General features: G+C 52.2%; 16 protein-coding genes. All 16 read left to right on the top strand.

The window, feature by feature from the left end; translation table 11 throughout:
- The first annotated feature begins 108 nt into the window (after positions 1-108).
- The 16 genes from rpsB (at position 109) to rbfA (ending at position 19,480) form a co-directional block, all read left to right on the top strand.
- The gene (gene rpsB / locus NSQ80_RS09100) at positions 109-807 is read left to right on the top strand and encodes a 30S ribosomal protein S2 (protein WP_009223037.1); all 699 of its coding nucleotides are present in this window, start codon (positions 109-111) and stop codon (positions 805-807) included.
- A 199-nt stretch (positions 808-1,006) separates the two neighbouring features.
- The gene (gene tsf, locus NSQ80_RS09105) at positions 1,007-1,657 is read left to right on the top strand and encodes a translation elongation factor Ts (protein WP_009223038.1); all 651 of its coding nucleotides are present in this window, start codon (positions 1,007-1,009) and stop codon (positions 1,655-1,657) included.
- A gap of 93 nt (positions 1,658-1,750) precedes the next feature.
- Positions 1,751-2,479, top strand: coding sequence for a UMP kinase (pyrH, locus tag NSQ80_RS09110; RefSeq protein ID WP_009223039.1), 729 nt, complete (start codon positions 1,751-1,753; stop codon positions 2,477-2,479).
- On the top strand, positions 2,479-3,033 hold the full coding sequence (gene frr, locus NSQ80_RS09115) for a ribosome recycling factor (RefSeq protein ID WP_009223040.1): 555 nt from the start codon (positions 2,479-2,481) through the stop codon (positions 3,031-3,033). Before pyrH ends, frr begins: the two co-directional genes overlap by 1 nt.
- 71 nt (positions 3,034-3,104) lie before the next feature.
- Positions 3,105-3,872: an isoprenyl transferase gene (locus NSQ80_RS09120; RefSeq protein ID WP_009223041.1), complete on the top strand. Its 768-nt coding sequence runs from the start codon at positions 3,105-3,107 to the stop codon at positions 3,870-3,872.
- 19 nt (positions 3,873-3,891) lie between these two features.
- Positions 3,892-4,689, top strand: a complete 798-nt coding sequence (locus tag NSQ80_RS09125; protein WP_009223042.1) for a phosphatidate cytidylyltransferase — start codon at positions 3,892-3,894, stop codon at positions 4,687-4,689.
- Between the two features lie 469 nt (positions 4,690-5,158).
- Complete coding sequence (locus NSQ80_RS09130) at positions 5,159-6,298, top strand: 1-deoxy-D-xylulose-5-phosphate reductoisomerase (RefSeq protein WP_009223043.1); 1,140 nt, start codon at positions 5,159-5,161, stop codon at positions 6,296-6,298.
- Positions 6,299-6,438: 140 nt separating this feature from the next.
- Entirely contained in the window at positions 6,439-7,713 is a 1,275-nt protein-coding gene (gene rseP, locus NSQ80_RS09135; protein WP_127576470.1) for an RIP metalloprotease RseP, read from the top strand.
- Positions 7,714-7,788: 75 nt separating this feature from the next.
- A complete protein-coding gene (proS, locus tag NSQ80_RS09140) occupies positions 7,789-9,240 on the top strand; it encodes a proline--tRNA ligase (RefSeq protein WP_009223045.1) in 1,452 nt (483 codons plus the stop codon).
- A 186-nt stretch (positions 9,241-9,426) separates the two neighbouring features.
- Positions 9,427-13,743, top strand: coding sequence for a PolC-type DNA polymerase III (locus NSQ80_RS09145; protein ID WP_339302082.1), 4,317 nt, complete (start codon positions 9,427-9,429; stop codon positions 13,741-13,743).
- Between the two features lie 556 nt (positions 13,744-14,299).
- The gene (gene rimP / locus NSQ80_RS09150) at positions 14,300-14,761 is read left to right on the top strand and encodes a ribosome maturation factor RimP (protein ID WP_009223047.1); all 462 of its coding nucleotides are present in this window, start codon (positions 14,300-14,302) and stop codon (positions 14,759-14,761) included.
- A gap of 41 nt (positions 14,762-14,802) precedes the next feature.
- On the top strand, positions 14,803-15,900 hold the full coding sequence (nusA, locus tag NSQ80_RS09155; RefSeq protein ID WP_009223048.1) for a transcription termination factor NusA: 1,098 nt from the start codon (positions 14,803-14,805) through the stop codon (positions 15,898-15,900).
- 15 nt (positions 15,901-15,915) lie between these two features.
- A complete protein-coding gene (locus tag NSQ80_RS09160; protein WP_009223049.1) occupies positions 15,916-16,230 on the top strand; it encodes a YlxR family protein in 315 nt (104 codons plus the stop codon).
- Positions 16,223-16,552, top strand: coding sequence for a ribosomal L7Ae/L30e/S12e/Gadd45 family protein (locus tag NSQ80_RS09165; protein WP_009223050.1), 330 nt, complete (start codon positions 16,223-16,225; stop codon positions 16,550-16,552). Before NSQ80_RS09160 ends, NSQ80_RS09165 begins: the two co-directional genes overlap by 8 nt.
- Positions 16,545-19,112 carry a translation initiation factor IF-2 gene (gene infB / locus NSQ80_RS09170; RefSeq protein WP_339302083.1) on the top strand — a complete coding sequence of 856 codons (2,568 nt, stop codon included), beginning with the start codon at positions 16,545-16,547 and terminating at the stop codon, positions 19,110-19,112. Before NSQ80_RS09165 ends, infB begins: the two co-directional genes overlap by 8 nt.
- 14 nt (positions 19,113-19,126) lie before the next feature.
- Positions 19,127-19,480: a 30S ribosome-binding factor RbfA gene (rbfA, locus tag NSQ80_RS09175; RefSeq protein ID WP_009223052.1), complete on the top strand. Its 354-nt coding sequence runs from the start codon at positions 19,127-19,129 to the stop codon at positions 19,478-19,480.
- Positions 19,481-19,520: the final 40 nt, after the last annotated feature.

Here is a 19,520-nt window from a genome sequence, read left to right on the forward strand (position 1 = left end):
GCACGCAGGATGATTTCGCTAAGGGTGCTCACGATTAGAGGGAGTCTTAGCGGGAAATGAAACCTGCGGAGGAAGCATCAAAAAAACCAAACTAGGAGGTGCGTGAAGATGGCAGTAATCTCCATGAAACAACTGCTTGAAGCAGGTGTTCATTTCGGTCACCAGACTCGTCGCTGGAATCCGAAAATGGATCGTTATATCTTCACCGAAAGAAACGGTATTTACATCATTGACCTGCAAAAAACGGTCAAGAAAGTGGAAGAAGCTTATAACTTCGTAAAACGCATTGCTGAAGAGAATGGCACCATTCTGTTCGTGGGCACGAAGAAACAAGCTCAAGATTCTGTAAAAGAAGAAGCTGAGCGCGCTGGTCAATTCTACATTAACCAACGTTGGCTGGGCGGTACGCTGACGAACTTCCAAACGATCCAAAAACGGATCGAACGTTTGAAACAACTCGAAACTTGGGAAGAAGACGGCACGTTCTCCGTATTGCCGAAGAAAGAAGTTATCATTCTTCGCAAAGAGAAAGAACGTCTTGAGAAATTCCTGGGCGGGATCAAGAACATGAAGAGCTTGCCAAGCGCTCTGTTCGTTATCGATCCTCGCAAAGAACGTATCGCAGTTGCCGAAGCTCGCAAATTGGGTATCCCGATTGTGGGTATCGTCGACACGAACTGCGATCCGGACGAAATCGACTACGTCATTCCGGGTAACGACGACGCGATCCGCGCCGTAAAACTGTTGACGGGTAAAATGGCGGATGCCGTGATCGAAGCTCATCAAGGCGAACAAACGACGGCTTAATGGCTTTGGCCATACGCTAAATCGATAAATTAAATGAAAAGGGTGGTTGGTAGGTGTCAAACCTCTCACTACCCTTTTTTTAAAGGGAAAGGACGGGATAGAATCTTCTGCAGTACGATCTTATTCAATCTGCAGTTGGTTTTATGCCTTCACAGTTACAGGGGGTATCCCCTATATATCGATATGGAGGGAATTAAACATGGCTGTTGATGCAAAATCGGTCAAAGAACTACGTGAAAAAACCGGCGCGGGAATGCTGGACTGCAAAAAGGCGTTGGAAGAATCCAACGGCGATATGACGAAAGCTGTTGAAATCTTGCGTGAAAAAGGCCTGGCTGCTGCAGCAAATAAAGCTGGCCGGATCGCGACAGAAGGCGTTGTTGAATCTTATATCCACGCAGGCGGCCGTATCGGCGTTCTGGTTGAGATCAACACGGAAACGGACTTCGTTGCGAAGAACGAACAGTTCAAAGAATTTGCACGCGACGTTGCGATGCATATCGCTGCGATGAGCCCTCGCTACGTACGCCGTGAAGAAGTTCCGCAAGAGGAAATCGAGAAAGAGAAGGAAATTCTGAAAGCTCAAGCGCTGAACGAAGGCAAACCGGAAAAAATCGTTGAAAAAATGGTCGAAGGCCGCATCGGCAAATACTACGAAGAGTTCTGCTTGATGGAACAAGCTTTCGTTAAAGACCCAGACAAAACGATTGAGCAATTGCTGAAAGAAAAAATCAGCACGATCGGTGAAAACATCTCCATTCGTCGTTTTGTTCGCTACGAGCTTGGCGAAGGTCTGGAAAAGAAAGTGGACAACTTCGTAGAAGAAGTTATGTCTCAAGTGAACAAATAAGCAAACCATCTCACATACATGTGAAGGAAAGTTGGAACACGCCGTGTTCCTTCTTTTTTAACCCGCGAAAGAGTTCGATGTGGAGGTATACATTTGGAACAGCCAGTGTTTAAACGTGTTGTCTTAAAGGTTAGCGGGGAGTCATTAGCCGGTCAAAATGGTTACGGCATCGACGCCGATACGATCGCATCCATTGCCCAACAGGTGAAGGAAGTCGTAGAGCTGGGCGTACAGGTCGCCATCGTATGCGGCGGCGGCAACATTTGGCGCGGGATTGCCGGGAGTGCCAAAGGGATCGACCGCGCAACGGCGGATTATATGGGAATGCTCGCGACCGTGATGAATTCCCTGGCACTGCAGGACGCGCTGGAGCAAATCGAGGTGCCAACCCGGGTGCAAACCTCGATTGCGATGCAGCAAATTGCCGAACCTTATATCCGGCGTCGGGCGATCCGCCACTTGGAGAAGGGTCGGGTTGTGATTTTCGCGGCGGGTACGGGCAATCCGTTCTTTTCCACGGACACTACAGCAGCGCTGCGCGCGGCTGAAATTGAGGCGGAAGTCATCCTGATGGCGAAGAACAAGGTGGATGGCGTCTACTCCGCAGATCCGTTTGTAGATCCAAACGCGGTGAAGTACGAATCTCTCACGTATTTGGATGTGCTGAACAAGAACCTTGGTGTCATGGATTCTACGGCGTCCTCGCTGTGCATGGACAATGATATTCCGTTGATTGTTTTTGCGATTACTGAACAAGGGAACATTAAACGCGTCGTGCTCGGTGAAAAAATCGGGACGATCGTCAAAGGGAGTGTAGATTAATGCCGCAAACGATTAAGAAACATGCCGAAGAACGCATGGAGAAAGCGATTCAGGCGCTGAGAAGAGATCTTTCGACGCTGCGCGCCGGTAGAGCTACGCCTTCGCTGCTTGATCGCATTCAGGTTGATTATTACGGTTCGCCGACGCCAATCAACCAGTTGGCCAATATCAACACGCCGGATTCCCGGACGTTGCTGATCCAGCCTTGGGACAAATCGTCGCTATCGGAAATTGAGCGGGCGATTCAAAAATCGGATCTCGGATTAACGCCTGCAAACGATGGTTCGTCCATTCGCTTGACGATTCCAGCCTTAACGGAAGAACGTCGGATCGAGCTCGTGAAGATGACGAAGAAATTCGGTGAGGAAGCAAAGGTGGCGATCCGCAACATTCGCCGCGATGCGAACGACGACATCAAGAAGCTGGAGAAAACCGACATTTCCGAGGATGAATCGCGCCGGCATCAGGAAGACATTCAGAAAACAACGGATAAATTTATCGCGGAAGTGGATAAGGTCCTCGCTGCGAAAGAAAAAGAGATCATGGAAGTCTAAGAGACAAAAAGCGGCCCCTCCTATTACGGTGGGGTTTTGTCTCTTTTTCATCATCGGCTGGAGGAAAAGGAATGATCAAGTTATTTCAACCTTGGCGGAAAAAGAAAAATCCTGGGGCATTCGTCAGCCTGTCCCCGGACAATATCCCGAAACATGTTGCGATTATTATGGACGGGAACGGAAGATGGGCGCGCAGGCTTGGTATGCCGCGAATCGTCGGCCATCGATCGGGGATGAAAGCCGTCAAGCGGGCGACGATCGCTGCCGACGAACTTGGCATTTCCATTTTGACGCTGTATGCTTTCTCAACGGAAAATTGGAAACGGCCGAAGGATGAAGTGGACTATTTGATGTCGCTTCCGCAGGAGTTTCTGGCGATCGAGCTGGATGAATTGGTTGAAAAGAACGTCCAGGTTCGCATGATGGGACATACGGATGAGCTGCCCGCGCATACGATTGCGGCAATGGAGGAAGCGATTGAGCGGACGAAGCACAATACCGGCTTGATCTTGAATTTTGCTTTGAATTACGGCAGCCGTCGCGAAATTACGGAAAGCGTCAAGGGTATCGCGAAGGCTGTACAATCCGGGGAGCTGTCGGTGGAGGACATTACGCCGGATACGATTGAATCCCGGCTGTTGTCCGCCGGGTTGCCTGATCCGGATTTGCTGATTCGGACGAGCGGAGAACTGCGATTAAGTAATTTTATGTTATGGCAAACGGCGTATAGTGAGCTTTGGTTCACGGATATTTTCTGGCCTGATTTCAGCAAGGAGCATTTGGTTCAAGCGGTGGCGGAGTATCAACGCCGCACGCGGCGGTACGGTGGATTAACCTAGCGATGGAAGGTGTAGACTGGTGAAACAGCGGTTGATAACGGGGATCATTGCCGGCGGCTTTTTCCTCGGAATGTGCTGGCTTGGCGGAACTCTCTATCATGTACTCATCATGCTTATGGCGCTCATCGGATATTACGAATTCGTACGCATGACGCGCATCCCAGCGTTCCAGGGCACGGCCATCCTGGGCTATTTAGGCGTGGTTTATCTTGCGTTTCCGTGGCGGCTGCTTGAGATCGACAGACCGTTGAGCGATTCGGCGGTATTGTGGCTATTCATGCTGCTCTTCCTGGCGGTGACCGTGATCAGTAAGAACGAGATCCCAATCGGTCAGGTCGCCTTGCTCTATATAGGTATGGTTTATGTCGGCATCGGATTTGCGGCGATTGCGGAAACTCGCAATACGACCGATGGTCACGGCTTATTCTGGACGTTTCTGATGCTGGCGTCGATCTGGAGCAGTGATGCGGGCGCTTATTTTGCCGGGCGGCGGTTCGGGAAGCATAAGCTTTGGCCTGCGATCAGTCCGAACAAAACCGTCGAAGGGGCGCTGGGCGGCGTTTTGCTGGCGGTCATCGTTGCGGTGATCTTTGCGCTCGCTTCCGGCGGGTTGCTTACGGTCGGACGAGCCGTGCTGATCGGGATATCTGCCGCAGTCGTCGGCCAATTTGGCGACCTGATCCAATCGGCGTACAAGCGCGTATATGGCATCAAGGATTCCGGCAAGCTGTTGCCGGGTCATGGCGGGATTTTGGACCGGTGCGACAGTTGGATTACGGTGTTCCCGTTCATACATATCCTAACCCTTCTTCCTTAGTAAGGTGGATTTAAAATCGGCTTCCCATCACGAAGTGAACTCAGGGGTGCGGAATCGGCGTCGAATCTTGAATTCAGCCGGGCCTTCCGTTGCTCACGTACCCCCATGTACGCTGCGCTACTCAGTCCCTAGCTTCATCCAACCTTCTTGGTGCTGAAAACCCGATTTTAAATCTTTTATTGAACTGGTGAATTTAGAATCGGCTTCCCATCACGAAGTGAACTCAGGGGTGCGGAATCGGCGTCGAATCTTGAATTCAGCCGGGCTAACGGACACCAGTGGTCTTATTGGTGTAAATAAGAAGGGTTACAGAAGCTAACGGACCTCAGAGACCTTAATTGGGCAAAAGACATCAAGTGAGATGCTTTTGGCTTGAAATAACATCCCTGGAGTCCGTTACAGCGGGAAATGGTCGGGAAATAGATAAATAACGGCGCTACGGTCCGTTAGAAGGTAGGTAGGTGCAACAATGAAGAAAATCGCGTTGATTGGCTCGACCGGTTCCATCGGCACGCAAACGCTGGATGTGATCCGGGCGTATCCCGGGGAGTTTCGGCTGGAAGGATTGGCGGCGGGCAGCAATCTGGAGTTGTTTGCTAAACAAGTCCATGAGTTTCGGCCCCGTAAAGCCTCAGTTGCCACCAAACAATTGGCTGACCGGATTCGTCCGGAGCTGCCGGAAGGCGTGGAGCTCTACTATGGCGAGCAAGGGTTGATCGAAGTGGCAGCGGGAACCGATGCCGATACGGTTGTGACGGCCATTGTCGGCAGCGCAGGGCTGCCCGCGACACTTGCGGCAATCGAGGAAGGCAAGCACATTGCGTTGGCGAACAAGGAAACGCTGGTGACGGCCGGGCACCTGGTCACAGAGCTGGCACAGCGCAAAGGAGTCGCGCTGCTTCCGGTCGACAGCGAGCACTCAGCCATTTTCCAATGCCTGAACGGTGAAAACAAGCAAGAAGTTCGTCAAATTACGTTGACGGCTTCCGGCGGTTCATTCCGGGATCTGACGCGAAATCAGCTTCGGGATGTCACGGTAGAGGACGCCTTAAAGCATCCCAACTGGTCGATGGGCGCTAAAATTACTATCGACTCGGCCACGATGGTCAACAAAGGATTGGAAGTCATCGAAGCGCACTGGTTGTTTGGGCTTCCCTTTGAGCAAATCGGGGTCTTACTGCACCCGGAAAGCATCATCCACTCCTTCGTTGAATATCGTGACGGCAGCGTGATCGCCCAGTTAGGGACACCGGACATGCGCGTGCCGATCCAATATGCGCTGACCTATCCGCATCGCTGGCCATCGGCGGCGAAACGGTTGTCGTTGGCCGAGATCGGGAAGCTGCATTTTCGGGAGATGGACTTCGAGCGGTTCCCTTGTTTAAGACTTGCCTATGAGTGTGGTAAAATAGGAGGTACGGCAACCAGCGTTTACAATGCCGCGAATGAAGCGGCAGTCGCCCGCTTTTTGAAAGGGGAGATTCCTTTCTTGCAGATCGAGGCGATTATTGAAACGGCGTTAGCCAAACATGAGGTACAGTCCCATCCGGATCTGGAAACGATTCGCGAAGCGGATCGTTGGGCAAGAGCCCTTGCTGAGACGCTTTAATCGCGGTGAGGCTTTCGCACCATTAGAAGAACCTCGTGATCAAAAGCTGTAGGCGGCGGTATTCTCTTGTGCCTGATCGGAGAATATATTAATCTAAAGTAACGTTGGACGATCCGTGGCCAGAAGGGGGATGCTTACGCTTGGAATTGCTGAAAATCATATTTTTGACGGTGCTCATGTTTTTCGTCATCGTTACGGTGCATGAATGGGGACATTACTTCTTTGCGAAGCGTGCCGGCATTTTGGTACGGGAGTTCGCCATCGGGTTTGGCCCCAAGCTGCTGTCTTTTAAACGGGGTGAGACCCAGTTTACCTTGCGTTTGCTTCCTTTCGGCGGTTATGCGCGTATGGCGGGAGAGGATCCGGAGCTGATCCAGATTTCAGACGGACAAACCATCGCCTTGCGTCTGGAGAACGATCAGGTTCGGAAGATTTATCTGGACCGATTGGACAGTCGTAAAAACGTAATCCGCGGCGAAGTGCAGCACATCGACCTTGAGGACGATCTTGCGGTACGATTGGATGTGGACGGCGAAGCGCTCACCTACCGCGTGCATCCGCAAGCCATGCTGGTGGCGAAAGGCAAAGAGACGCAAATTGCGCCGAGAGACCGGCAGTACGGCAGCAAAACCGTAGGGCAGCGGGCTCTATCGATTTTCGCGGGTCCTTTGATGAACTTTATTTTGGCGTTTGTGCTGTTCGCCCTGCATACCCAAATGGCGGGGATTCCGTTGGATCAACCCAGCCACCTGCAAATCGGCGAGGTGATGAAAGGCATGCCGGCTGAGGAAGTAGGGCTCAAAACGGGCGATATCATCGAAAAGATCAACGGAACTCCGGTAGGAACCGATGCGAATAAAATGATCGACATGATCCAGGCTTCGAAAAACAAGCCGATGACGTGGACGATTAAACGCGGGGACGAAACTTTGAATGTCACCATTACCCCGAAAGGGGCGGAGAATGAGGACGGCAAAATCGGAAGCACGATCGTCACCGTTTTCCCGACGCGCAGCGCGTCCATTGGAGAGACGTTCCAAGTCGCCGGGGAGGACATGGTCAACACGACGAAGGCGATCTTTCTCGGGTTCAAACAGTTGATCAATCGCTTTAACATGGATGATCTGGGCGGACCGGTGCGCACATTTGAAGTGACCGGCCAAATCGCGAAGCAAGGGATTGTTCAGTTAACCTATTGGGCGGCGATTTTAAGCCTCTATTTGGGGATCTTTAACCTGCTGCCGATCCCGGCGCTCGACGGAAGTCGTCTGATCTTCCTAGGGGTCGAAGCCTTGCGCGGCAAACCGATTGATCCCAACCGCGAAGGTATGGTACATTTCATCGGATTTGCGATGTTATTCCTGCTGATGATTGCGGTCACGTATAACGACATTTTGCGCTTGATTCACGGCTGATCTAAGACGGATACGCAGCTGACGGCGCAGGTGAATATTAAACTTGTGGTTTTTAACGGGAGGACAAAGGTTCTTATGGCAAACGAGGAGAAACAATTCGTCACGGAGATTACCCCGCAGGGAGTGGATTTTTCCCGTTGGTATATCGACGTTATCAAAAAAGCGGATCTGATGGATTACTCACCGGTCCGCGGCTGTATCGTATTTAAGCCGGACGGCTATGAAATCTGGGAGCATATCCAAGCCGAGCTGGACCGCCGCTTTAAGGAAACGGGACATCGCAACGCTTATTTTCCGCTGTTTATTCCCGAGAGCTTTTTCCAGAAGGAAAAAGAGCACGTTGAAGGCTTTAACCCAGAACTGCCTTGGGTGACCGAGGCTGCCGGTGAGAAGCTGGAGGAGCGTCTGGCGATCCGTCCGACCTCTGAAACGATGATTGGGCATATGTACGAAAAATGGATCCAATCCTACCGTGATTTGCCGGTGCTGATCAACCAATGGGCGAACGTGGTCCGTTGGGAGAAACGGACGCTGCCATTCCTCCGCACGAGCGAATTCCTGTGGCAGGAAGGCCATACTGCGCACGAGAACGAGCAGGAAGCCCGCGAAGAAACGATGCGCATGCTGGAAATTTACCGCGATTTCGTGGAAAATTATTTGGCGATTCCGGTTATCGTTGGGCAAAAAACGCCGTCCGAGAAGTTCGCCGGGGCGGTCGATACCTATTCGATCGAAGCGATGATGAAGGACGGCCGCGCTGTACAAGCAGGGACTTCGCACTATCTGGGCACTAATTTTGCGAAGGCGTTTGATATTCAATATCTCAACCGCGAGAACGTACGCGAATATGTTCATACGACGTCTTGGGGCGTCAGCACCCGGTTAATCGGCTCGCTTATCATGGTGCACGGCGATGACCGCGGGTTGGCGTTACCGCCGAAGGTCGCGCCGAAGCAGGTTATGATTATTCCAATCGGCCCGCCAAAAACTTGGGAAGCCGTCGTAGGCAGAGCGGACGAGCTGTTCGCCGAGCTGAAGAAAGCGGGCATTCGCGTTGGCATTGATGACCGCGCCGACTTCCGCCCAGGCTGGAAGTTTAACGAATACGAAATGCGCGGTGTACCGGTTCGTCTGGAAATTGGGCCTCGCGATATGGAGAACGGCGTTTGCGTCCTTGTCTCCCGCATCAGCGGCGAGAAGAAGGTAGTTCAACAGGACCGATTGGTCGAAGAGGTTCAGGCAATGCTGGAGCAGGTTCATCAGGAAATGTACGAGCGGGCCAAAGCGTTCCGCGAAGAGCATTTCTACAGTGTCGATACGCTGGATGAAATGAAAGCGAGCATCGAAGAGAAACGCGGCTTCACCCTGGCTGGATGGTGCGGTTCGGAGGCTTGCGAACGCACGGTGAAGGAAGAAACGGGGGCAACCAGCCGCAATATCCCATTTAATCCTCAAACGACGAAGGATACCTGCCTCGTTTGCGGGGATCCAGCGAAACATACCGTTGTTTTTGCCAGAGCCTATTAAGAATAACTTTCGCGTTACCGTCCCGCTAGAGTTTGGGGAAGCTGGAGACGCGGGCGAATGGCACAACCACAAGAGGGCTTTCGGCAGTAAGGCGCCTGCAGGCTTTTCACGCCGCCGGCATCACCGCCGGGAGCCTTTTTTTTGAATCATGGGAAGAAGTCAGCAAGCAAGGTGAGGGGAGAGGACATGACCGAGACGCAAGACAAGAGAAACCGGCTGGAGCTGTTAATGAAGCAGGCGGATGTGCCCGCTTCGCTGATCGATCCGTATTTTCTTGACGGGCATATCGAAAAAGTAGAGGTCAGCCGCAGCAATCGGGAATGGAGAATCACCATTCAGAAGGACACGCTGGTGCCAGCTCAAGCCTACCGCACCTTTTGCCTGCGGGTCAGAGAACGGATGGAGCATATCGCCACCATTTCCTTTGAGTTTCATTACGGCGGCGGGTTGACCGCCAAAGACATCGTTGAAGAGTATTGGCCGCTCTTTCTCGAATGGGTGAAACGCCAGATTCCGTCGGTCAACGGCTGGATGGCAAGAGCCGGGCTGGATATCGACGGCGATATGGTCACTGTGACGTTTGGCGACGCCATGGCGCTGGAATTGGCGCGCAAGAAACAGATCGACAAAGCCATCACCGTTTATTACGAGACGTATTTTGCCCTGCCGTTAAGAATCAAGCTACAAACTGGGGAGTCGAACGTCGAAGCGTTTGAAGAGTTCCAGCAGCGGATCGTAGAGGAAGAACGCGAAGTCATTCAACAGATGATGGAGAGCATGACTGTGGAAGCTCCTCCGGAAGAAGAGGATGGCGAAGTGATCAAGCTGCAGCTTGGGAACGACATCAAGGAGCCGCCGGTACCGATTCAGCAAATCCAGGACGAAGAGAAGAAGATTACGATTCAAGGGACGATTTTTGGACTGGACCGCAAGGAGCTGCGAAACGGCAACACGTTGTTTACGTTTTTCCTGACCGATTTCTCCGATTCCCTGCAGCTGAAATTGTTCGCCAAAAATAAAGAAGATCTGAAGATCATGGGGCAACTCGCCAACGGGAAGTGGATTAAGGCGCGAGGCAAAGTGGAGATGGACCGCTTTATGCCGGTACCCGAGCTGGTGATGATTCCATCGGATCTATGTGAGGTGCCTGCACCTCCGGGACGGATGGATAACGCGTCGGAGAAGCGGGTTGAGTTCCATCTGCACACAACCATGAGTACGATGGACGCCGTCACGCCGATTGGCGATTATGTGAAGATGGCGGCAAAGTGGGGACATAAAGCGATCGCCGTTACGGACCACGGCGGCGTGCAAAGCTTCCCGGACGCAGCGAAGGCTGCGAAGAAGCATGGCATCAAGATGATTTACGGCGTAGAAGCCAATGTCGTGAACGATGATGTTGCTGTCGTGCTGAACCCGAGAGGGGACGAGTTGAAGACGGCGACCTACGTTGTTTTTGACATCGAGACCACCGGCTTGTCGGTAACGCAGAACAAAATTATTGAAATTGCGGCCGTGAAGATGCGGGAAGGCAAAGAGATCGACCGGTATGCGACCTTTGTGAATCCGCATGAACGGATCCCGTACCATATTCAACAGTTGACCAATATCAACGATGACATGGTGAAGGATGCGCCTGATGTGGAGCCGGTGCTGAAACGGTTCGTGGAGTTCGCCGAGGATGCGATTTTGGTGGCCCATAACGCCCGGTTTGACTATGACTTTGTTAATGCTAAGCTCAAGGAGCTGGGTCTGCCAATCATGGAAAACCCGGTGCTTGATACACTGGAGCTGGCCCGGATGCTGTTCCCGACGATGAAAAATCACAGACTGAACACTCTGGCTGCCAAGTACAAGGTTTCGCTGGAGAACCACCACCGGGCGATCGATGATACCGTGGCGCTGGGTGAGATCTTAAACGGTCTGCTGGATGATGCGGTCAAGATTGAAGGATACAAGACGCTTGACCGTTTGAACGATAAGGTCGGGAAAGACTTGTCCAATGCCCGTCCGTTCCATTGCGGCATTTATGCACTGAATCCGGTCGGCAAGAAAAACCTGTTTAAGCTCATCTCGTTGTCGCATACGGAATATTTCAAGCGGGTGCCTTGTATTCCCAAATCCAAGCTGGTGGAGCTGCGGGAAGGTCTGCTGATTCTCTCCGGCTGCGAGAAGGGCGAATTCTTCGAGACCGTATTGAACAAATCGGTGGAGGAAGCCGAAGCGGTTGCAGAATTTTACGATGTGCTCGAAATTCAGCCGCTGACGATGTATATGCATCTCGTAGAAAAAGGGCTCGTCGGCAGCACGGAAGAACTGCAAACTGCGATTCGCAAAATCGTAGAGATCGGGATGAAGCTGGACAAGCCGGTTGTTGCCACCGGGAATGTGCACTACTTAGATCCGAAAGACAAGCTGTTCCGTGACATTACGATCCACGGGATCACCGGGTTCAGCCCGTTGAAGGAAGTCCGCAAGCCGGATGCGCATTTCCGGACAACGGAGGAGATGCTGGAGGAATTCGCGTTCCTGGGCCAGGAGAAAGCTTGGGAAGTGGTGGTTACCAATACTTCGGCGTTGGCGGATAGATTCGAGGAAATTGAATTGTTCCCGGACAAGCTGTTTACTCCGATCATTGAAGGAGCCGACGAGGAAATCCGTCAGAAGTGCTACGATACCGCCAAATCGATTTACGGCGAAGAATTGCCTGAAGTAATTGTTAAGCGGTTGGAGAAAGAGCTGGAGCCGATTATCAAATACGGGTTCTCGGCCAACTATCTGATTTCCGAGCGGCTGGTGAAGAAGTCGAACCAAGACGGGTATCTCGTGGGTTCCCGGGGTTCGGTCGGTTCGTCGGTGGTCGCGCTGTTCCTCGGGATTTCCGAGGTGAATCCGCTGCCGGCTCATTATATCTGTCAAAATCCCGAATGCAAATATAGCGAATGGTTCCTGGACGGCAGCGTGCCCAGCGGCTTCGACCTTCCCGACAAAAGCTGCCCGAAATGCGGCGGCAAGCTGAAGGGCGAAGGCCAGGACATTCCGTTCGAGACATTCCTGGGCTTTAAAGGCGACAAGGTCCCCGATATTGACCTTAACTTCTCCGGTGAATATCAACCGGTCGCCCATAACTACACCAAGGTCCTGTTCGGTGAAAAGAACGTATTCCGTGCAGGAACCATCGGTACGGTTGCGGAGAAAACCGCGTTTGGCTTTGCCAAGAAATACGAAGAAGAGCATAACAAGCATTGGCGCGGGGCGGAGCTGAACCGTTTGGCGGCGGGATGTACCGGCGTCAAGCGCAGTACCGGGCAGCATCCCGGCGGGATCGTCGTCGTACCGGATTACATTGATGTGGAAGATATCACTCCCGTACAGTACCCGGCCGATGATACCGAATCCGAATGGAAAACAACCCATTTCGATTACCACGCCTTCGACGCGAACCTGCTCAAGCTGGATATTCTGGGGCACGATGATCCGACGATGATGCGGATGCTGCAGGATTTGACCGGGGTCGATCCAACGACGATCCCCATGAATGACCCGAAAGTGATGAGCATGTTCAACTCAACGGATGCCCTCGGGGTTACACCGGAACAGATCCGTACCCCGGTTGCCACTTATGGGATCCCGGAGATGGGGACGAAGTTTGTTCGCCAGATGCTGGTGGAATCGCAGCCGTCTTCCTTTGCTGACTTACTGCAAATCTCCGGGCTGTCACACGGAACCGGCGTATGGCTGGGGAATGCTCAGGAATTGATCAAAAACGGAACCTGTAACATCAAAACCGTAATCGGGTGTCGTGACGATATCATGTTGTACCTGATTTATAAAGCGGGGATGGATGCCGGCTTGGCCTTTAAAATTACGGAGAGCGTCCGTAAAGGGAAAGGGTTGACGCCGGAATGGATCGAGGAAATGAAAAAGTGTAAAGTACCGCAATGGTACATCGATTCCTGCTTGAAGATCCAGTACATGTTCCCGAAGGCGCACGCCGCTGCCTACGTTATCTCCGCGGTGCGGACCGCATATTTCAAGCTGTATTATCCGATCGAATATTATGCGACGTATTTCTCGGTCCGCGGTGAGGACTTTGATATCGAGCTGTACTGCCAAGGGTATGAGGCGATCTACCGCAAAATTGAAGAGATCGAGCAGAAGGGCTTCCAGGCGCTGCCGAAGGAGAAGAACATGCTGCCGATCTTGGAAATGGCGCTGGAAATGACGGCCCGCGGCTTCCATTTCAAGCCGATCGACCTGTATCGCTCCGACGCTACGAAGTTTATCGTCGACGGCGATTCGCTGATTCCGCCGTTCTCGGCCCTTGCCGGGATTGGGGAGAACGCGGCCAAGAATATCGCTGCAGCGAAAGAGCAAGGCGAATTTCTGTCGATCGAGGACTTCCAGCAGAAATCCAAAGCGAGCAAAACGATCATGGAGCTCCTAGGTTCCATGGGCTGCTTCCGCGGCCTGCCGGAAAGCAATCAATTGTCCTTATTTTAATCTAGCTTCGTGATCCGAAGATGGCTTTTTAAGCTACTGGTTTATTGAAGGTTTAAAAAGACAGGTTTGGAGCACCAAGAAGGTTGGACGAAGTCAGGACTGAGTAGCGGAGCGTACAAAGAGGTACGTGAGCAACGGAGGGCCGGGCTGAGTTCAAGATTCGACGTCGAATAAACTTCTCGTATTCGCCTCGTGATCCGAAGATGGCTTTTTAAACTACTGGTTTATTGAAGGTTTAAAAAGACAGGTTTGGAGCACCAAGAAGGTTGGACGAAGTCAGGACTGAGTAGCGGAGCGTACAAAGAGGTACGTGAGCAACGGAGGGCCGGGCTGAGTTCAAGATTCGACGTCGAATAAACTTCTCGTATTCGCTTCGTGATCCGAAGATGGCTTTTTAAACTACCTTTAGGAGTAAAGGTGTTTTACTTGTCACTTGGTATGTACTATGTTATAATTTTTTTGGCAATCATGAAGATAGAACCGTTGTTTAAAGAGTGGGGAAACCCACTCTTTAATCTTTGGTATATAGGATTGAATTATTGGAGGTAATGTACGCTTGAGCACACCAAAGATCAAAGCGACCGTCGAGCAAATGGTCACGCCTTATTTGGAGGAGAACGGCTTTGAACTGGTTGACGTGGAATACGTCAAGGAGGGCAGCAACTGGTTCCTCCGCGTATTTGTCGACAAAGAAGGTGGCATCGACATCGATGACTGCGGCCGGATCAGCGAATACCTTAGCGAGAAGCTCGACGAGAATGATCCGATTCCGTCGGCTTATTTTCTGGAAGTGTCTTCGCCGGGAGCGGAACGCCCCTTGAAGAAAGCCGAGGATGTCTCCAAGGCGGTCGGCAAAGACGTTTTTGTGACTACATACGAACCGGTAGACGGCCTGAAAGAATTTGAAGGCCGGCTTCTTTCCTTCGATGGGGACGAATTAGTTGTCGAAGTCGGGAAGAAGCGTCACGCCATTCCATATAACAAAGTTGCCAGCGCAAGATTGGCCATTATTTTCTAGTGTGACCTGCGGGGAATTATGAAAGGGGGAAATCGAGGCAAATGAGCATGGATTTTATCGAAGCCTTGAACGAATTGGAAAGGGAAAAAGGAATCAGCAAGGACATCTTGTTCGAAGCGATCGAAGCCGCGCTGATCTCCAGCTACAAACGTAACTTTAATACGGCGCAAAACGTGCGTGTGGATATGAACCGCCATACCGGCGAAATCAAAGTTTATGCGCGCAAGCTTGTCGTAGAAGAAGTCCTTGATCCGCGGACGGAAATTTCACTGCAGGCAGCCCGTGAGATTAATCCAAACTATCATCTGGACGACATTACTGAAATTGAGGTGACTCCTCGGGACTTCGGCCGGATCGCGGCACAAACGGCGAAGCAAGTCGTGACGCAGCGCATTCGCGAGGCCGAGCGCGGACTAATCTATAATGCGTTCGTGGAGAAGGAAGAGGACATCGTAACCGGGATCGTACAACGTCAGGACTTACGTAACATCTACGTTGATCTTGGCAAGGTGGAAGCCCATTTGCCGCTGAACGAATTGATGCCAAACGAGAAGTTCAAGCACGGCGACCGGATTAAGGCGTATATTACGAAAGTGGAAAATACGACGAAGGGACCGCAAATTTTGTTGTCCCGTACGCATCCGGGCTTGCTGAAGCGCTTGTTCGAGCTGGAGGTTCCGGAAATTTTCGACGGAGTCGTGGAGATTCGTTCCGTAGCCCGCGAAGCCGGCTTCCGCTCCAAAATCGCCGTATACTCCCGCAACAGCGAAGTGGATCCTGTTGGCTCCTGCGTTGGCCCGAAGGGCACGCGTGTGCAAACGATTGTTAACGAGCTGCGCGGAGAGAAAATTGACATCGTTCGTTATTCGGAAAATGTTGAGGAATATGTAGCCAATGCGCTGAGCCCGTCCAAAGTGCTCGAGGTGCAGGTGTTTGAAGCGGAGAAGATGGCCCGCGTCATCGTGCCGGATTACCAGTTGTCCCTGGCGATTGGCATTAAAGGACAGAACGCGCGTCTCGCCGCCAAATTGACCGGTTGGAAAATCGACATCAAGAGCGAAACCCAAGCGGAAGAGGAATTCGGCAGAGAAAAAACCGATCAAGGCGAAATGCCTCAGGATTCCATCTCCGTGGATTAACGGGAGGTGGCAAGGATGAAGCAAAGAAAAGTACCGCTGCGCAAATGCGTAGCTTGCCAGGAAATGATGCCCAAGAAGACGCTGATCCGGATTGTGCGTTCCCCGGAGGGCGAGGTATCGATCGACTTAACGGGCAAAAAGTCGGGCCGCGGCGCTTATCTCTGCGGCAAGACGGAATGCTTTAAGCTCGCTCATAAATCGCGTGCTCTTGATCGGGCGCTCAAAGCTCCGGTTGGTAACGAGGTTTATGAACAGCTCGCTCGCGATTTCTTGGCCGTCGAGGATGAATTCCTTGCTGCTCAGGCTCGAGATGAGGATGAAGATGAGTAAGGCCCAGCCGTTGTCCGGTCTTGGTCTCGCCATGCGAGCCGGTAAACTGGTGACAGGGGACGAACTCGTCCTGAAGTCGATTCGTTCAAGAGAAGCCAAGCTCGTCATCGTTGCGGGGGATGCTTCCGCCAATACACAGAAGAAATTCCGGGACAAATGCGGGACCTACAACATTCCGCTGATCATCGGATTTGACCGTGAAGCGCTCGGGAGAAGTGTTGGCAAACCGGAACGGGTTGTTCTGGCGATCACCGATCCAGGGTTTACCGAGATGATCCGCAAAGCGATCTTGAAAACATCGGAGGTGGAGTATATTGAGTAAACAAGAAAAACAAGATAAGCTCAGGGTGTACGAATACGCTAAATCGCTCAACATGAGCAGCAAAGAAATTATCACGATTCTTAAGCGTCTGAATATCCCGGTCAACAATCACATGAGCGTCATGGAGAACGATGCAGTAGCCCGTGTGGAACAGTTTTTCAAGGATATTAAAAGCAACGCGGCGGCGAAACGAGAAAGCTCGGGACGCAACGATTCCTCTGCCAAATCGCCGGCATCGGCTTCCGCAGGAGGGAGCCAAACACCGAAAGCTACATCCGGAGAATCTTCCGGTCATCGCGGAGATCGGGGACGCGGCGCAAACGCACCCGTAAAAAACCAAAATCAACAGGAAAAGCAGGTAAGCATGAATAATAAACCAAAAACAAACCAAACCAATGCAGGTGGCAGTACGGCAGTTCAAGAAAGATCCAGCCGTCCGAACGGCGGCAATCATCAAAACTCACGACCGCAAGGCCAAGGCGGAGGAAATTCCTCCAGTGCAAACCGGAACCCGCAAGGGAACCGGGGAGCCGGTCAAGGCGGCCAGCGGAATGATAGCGGTCAGCGCCCAGCTCAAGGCCAAAATAGCGGCGGAAACCGCAGCTTTGCGCCAAGCAACAATTTTGGCGGCGGAAACGGCGGCGGCAAAGGTCAAGGGCAAAGAAAAGGAAATAATAACGGCGGCAAAAACCAAAGAGGTTACGATGATAACCGCAACGGCGCCAATTTCAAAAATAATCGCGGCGGCAAAGGCGGGCGCGGCAAAGGTGCTCCGCAGCAGCCTCCACGCGAGAAGATCGACAATACGCCGAAGAAAATTATCGTCCGCGGCACGATGACGGTTGGCGAAACCGCCAAATTGCTGCATAAGGACGCTTCCGAAGTGATCAAAAAGCTGATGCTGCTCGGCGTCTTGGCAACCATTAACCAAGAGCTTGACCTTGACACGATCCAGCTGCTGGCAAGTGACTACGGCGTTGAGGTTGAATTGAAAATTCCGGTGGAAGAAGACCGTTTCGAAACGATCGAAGAGGTTGACGATGAGGCAGATCTGAAAGAACGTCCACCAGTCGTTACGATCATGGGTCACGTTGACCACGGGAAAACGACGCTGCTGGACGCCATTCGTTCCACCAACGTCACCGGCGGCGAAGCCGGCGGGATCACGCAGCATATCGGGGCATACCAAGTCGAAATCAACGGCAAGAAGATCACGTTCCTGGATACGCCAGGCCACGAAGCGTTTACAGCGATGCGTGCCCGCGGTGCCCAGTTAACGGATATTACGATTATCGTCGTTGCTGCGGATGACGGCGTGATGCCGCAGACGGTCGAAGCGGTGAACCATGCCAAAGCAGCAGGCTTGCCAATTATCGTTGCTGTGAACAAGATCGACAAACCGGAGGCAAATCCGGATCGAGTGAAGCAAGAATTGACGGAGTATGAGCTTGTGCCGGAAGAATGGGGCGGCGACACGATTTTCGTCAATGTCTCTGCGAAGCAAAAAATCGGCTTGGAAAACCTGCTCGAAATGATTCTGCTGGTAGCCGAAGTGAACGAGTACAAAGCCAACCCGGATAAACGCGCTCGCGGTGCGGTCATCGAAGCCGAGCTCGATAAAACCCGCGGTCCGGTAGCTCGCGTGTTGGTACAGCACGGAACGTTGAAGGTCGGCGACGCCTTCGTTGCAGGGAACTGCTTCGGCCGCGTCCGCGCGATGGTTAACGATCGCGGGCGCCGCTTGAAAGAAGCAGGTCCGTCGACGCCGGTGGAAATTACCGGTCTGACGGAGGTACCGCAAGCCGGCGATCCGTTTATGGTCTTCGAGGACGAACGCAAAGCGCGGTCGATCGCGGACAAACGGGCTACGATGCAGCGTCAATCCGATTTGGGTGCCAATACGCGCGTTACACTGGATGATCTGTTCCGCCATATCAAGGAAGGCGAAATCAAGGATCTCAACGTGATCATCAAAGCCGACGTGCAAGGTTCGGTTGAAGCGCTCAGAGGCGCACTCGAGAAGATCGAAGTCGAAGGCGTTCGCGTCAAGATTATCCACAGCGGGGCCGGTGCGATTACCGAATCCGATGTCATCTTGGCGGCGGCTTCGAACGCGATTATCATCGGGTTCAACGTCCGTCCGGACAACCAAACGAAAGCGACAGCGGAGCAAGAGAAGGTTGACATCCGCTTGCACCGCGTCATTTACAACGCAATCGAAGAGATCGAGCAAGCGATGAAAGGGATGCTTGATCCGGTTTATAAAGAGTCGGTTATCGGTCACGCGGAAGTCCGTAATACGTTCAAGATCAGCAAGGTCGGAACGATTGCAGGCTGTATGGTGACTTCCGGTAAAATTACCCGTACGGCGGAAGTCCGCTTGATTCGTGACGGAATCGTCGTATACGAAGGCAAAATCGATTCGCTCAAACGTTTCAAGGACGACGCGAAGGAAGTTGCTCAAGGTTACGAGTGCGGGATTACCTTGGACAATTACAACGACATTAAAGAAGGCGACGTCATTGAAGCGTTCGTCATGGAAACTGTTGAACCGAAGTAAGGTGGGTGTCTAAAATGGCCAAAAATCGTACCGGCCGCGTAGGCGAACAGATTAAGAAAGAACTTAGTGTGCTCATCCAGAGTGAACTGAAAGATCCGCGCATCGGTTTTGTCACGGTGACCGGGGTCGATGTGACAAATGATTTGTCGCAGGCCAAAGTTTACCTCAGCGTATTTGGCGACGAGGAGCAGAAGAACGAATCTTTAAAAGGGCTGGAGAAAGCGACCGGCTTCCTGCGCACCGAAATTGGCAAACGAATTCGGCTGCGCCACACGCCGGAGCTGATTTTCAAAATCGACGAATCTATCGCTTACGGCAGCCGGATAGAGAAGCTTCTCGGCGAAATTACGCAAGAGCACAAAGAATGAAATATGAAAGGGAATCGATAACTCATCTGCCACCCTTGAA

Origin of the sequence: Paenibacillus sp. FSL K6-2441, assembly GCF_037964765.1 — a bacterium.
Taxonomy (GTDB): Bacteria; Bacillota; Bacilli; order Paenibacillales; family Paenibacillaceae; genus Fontibacillus; species Fontibacillus phoenicis.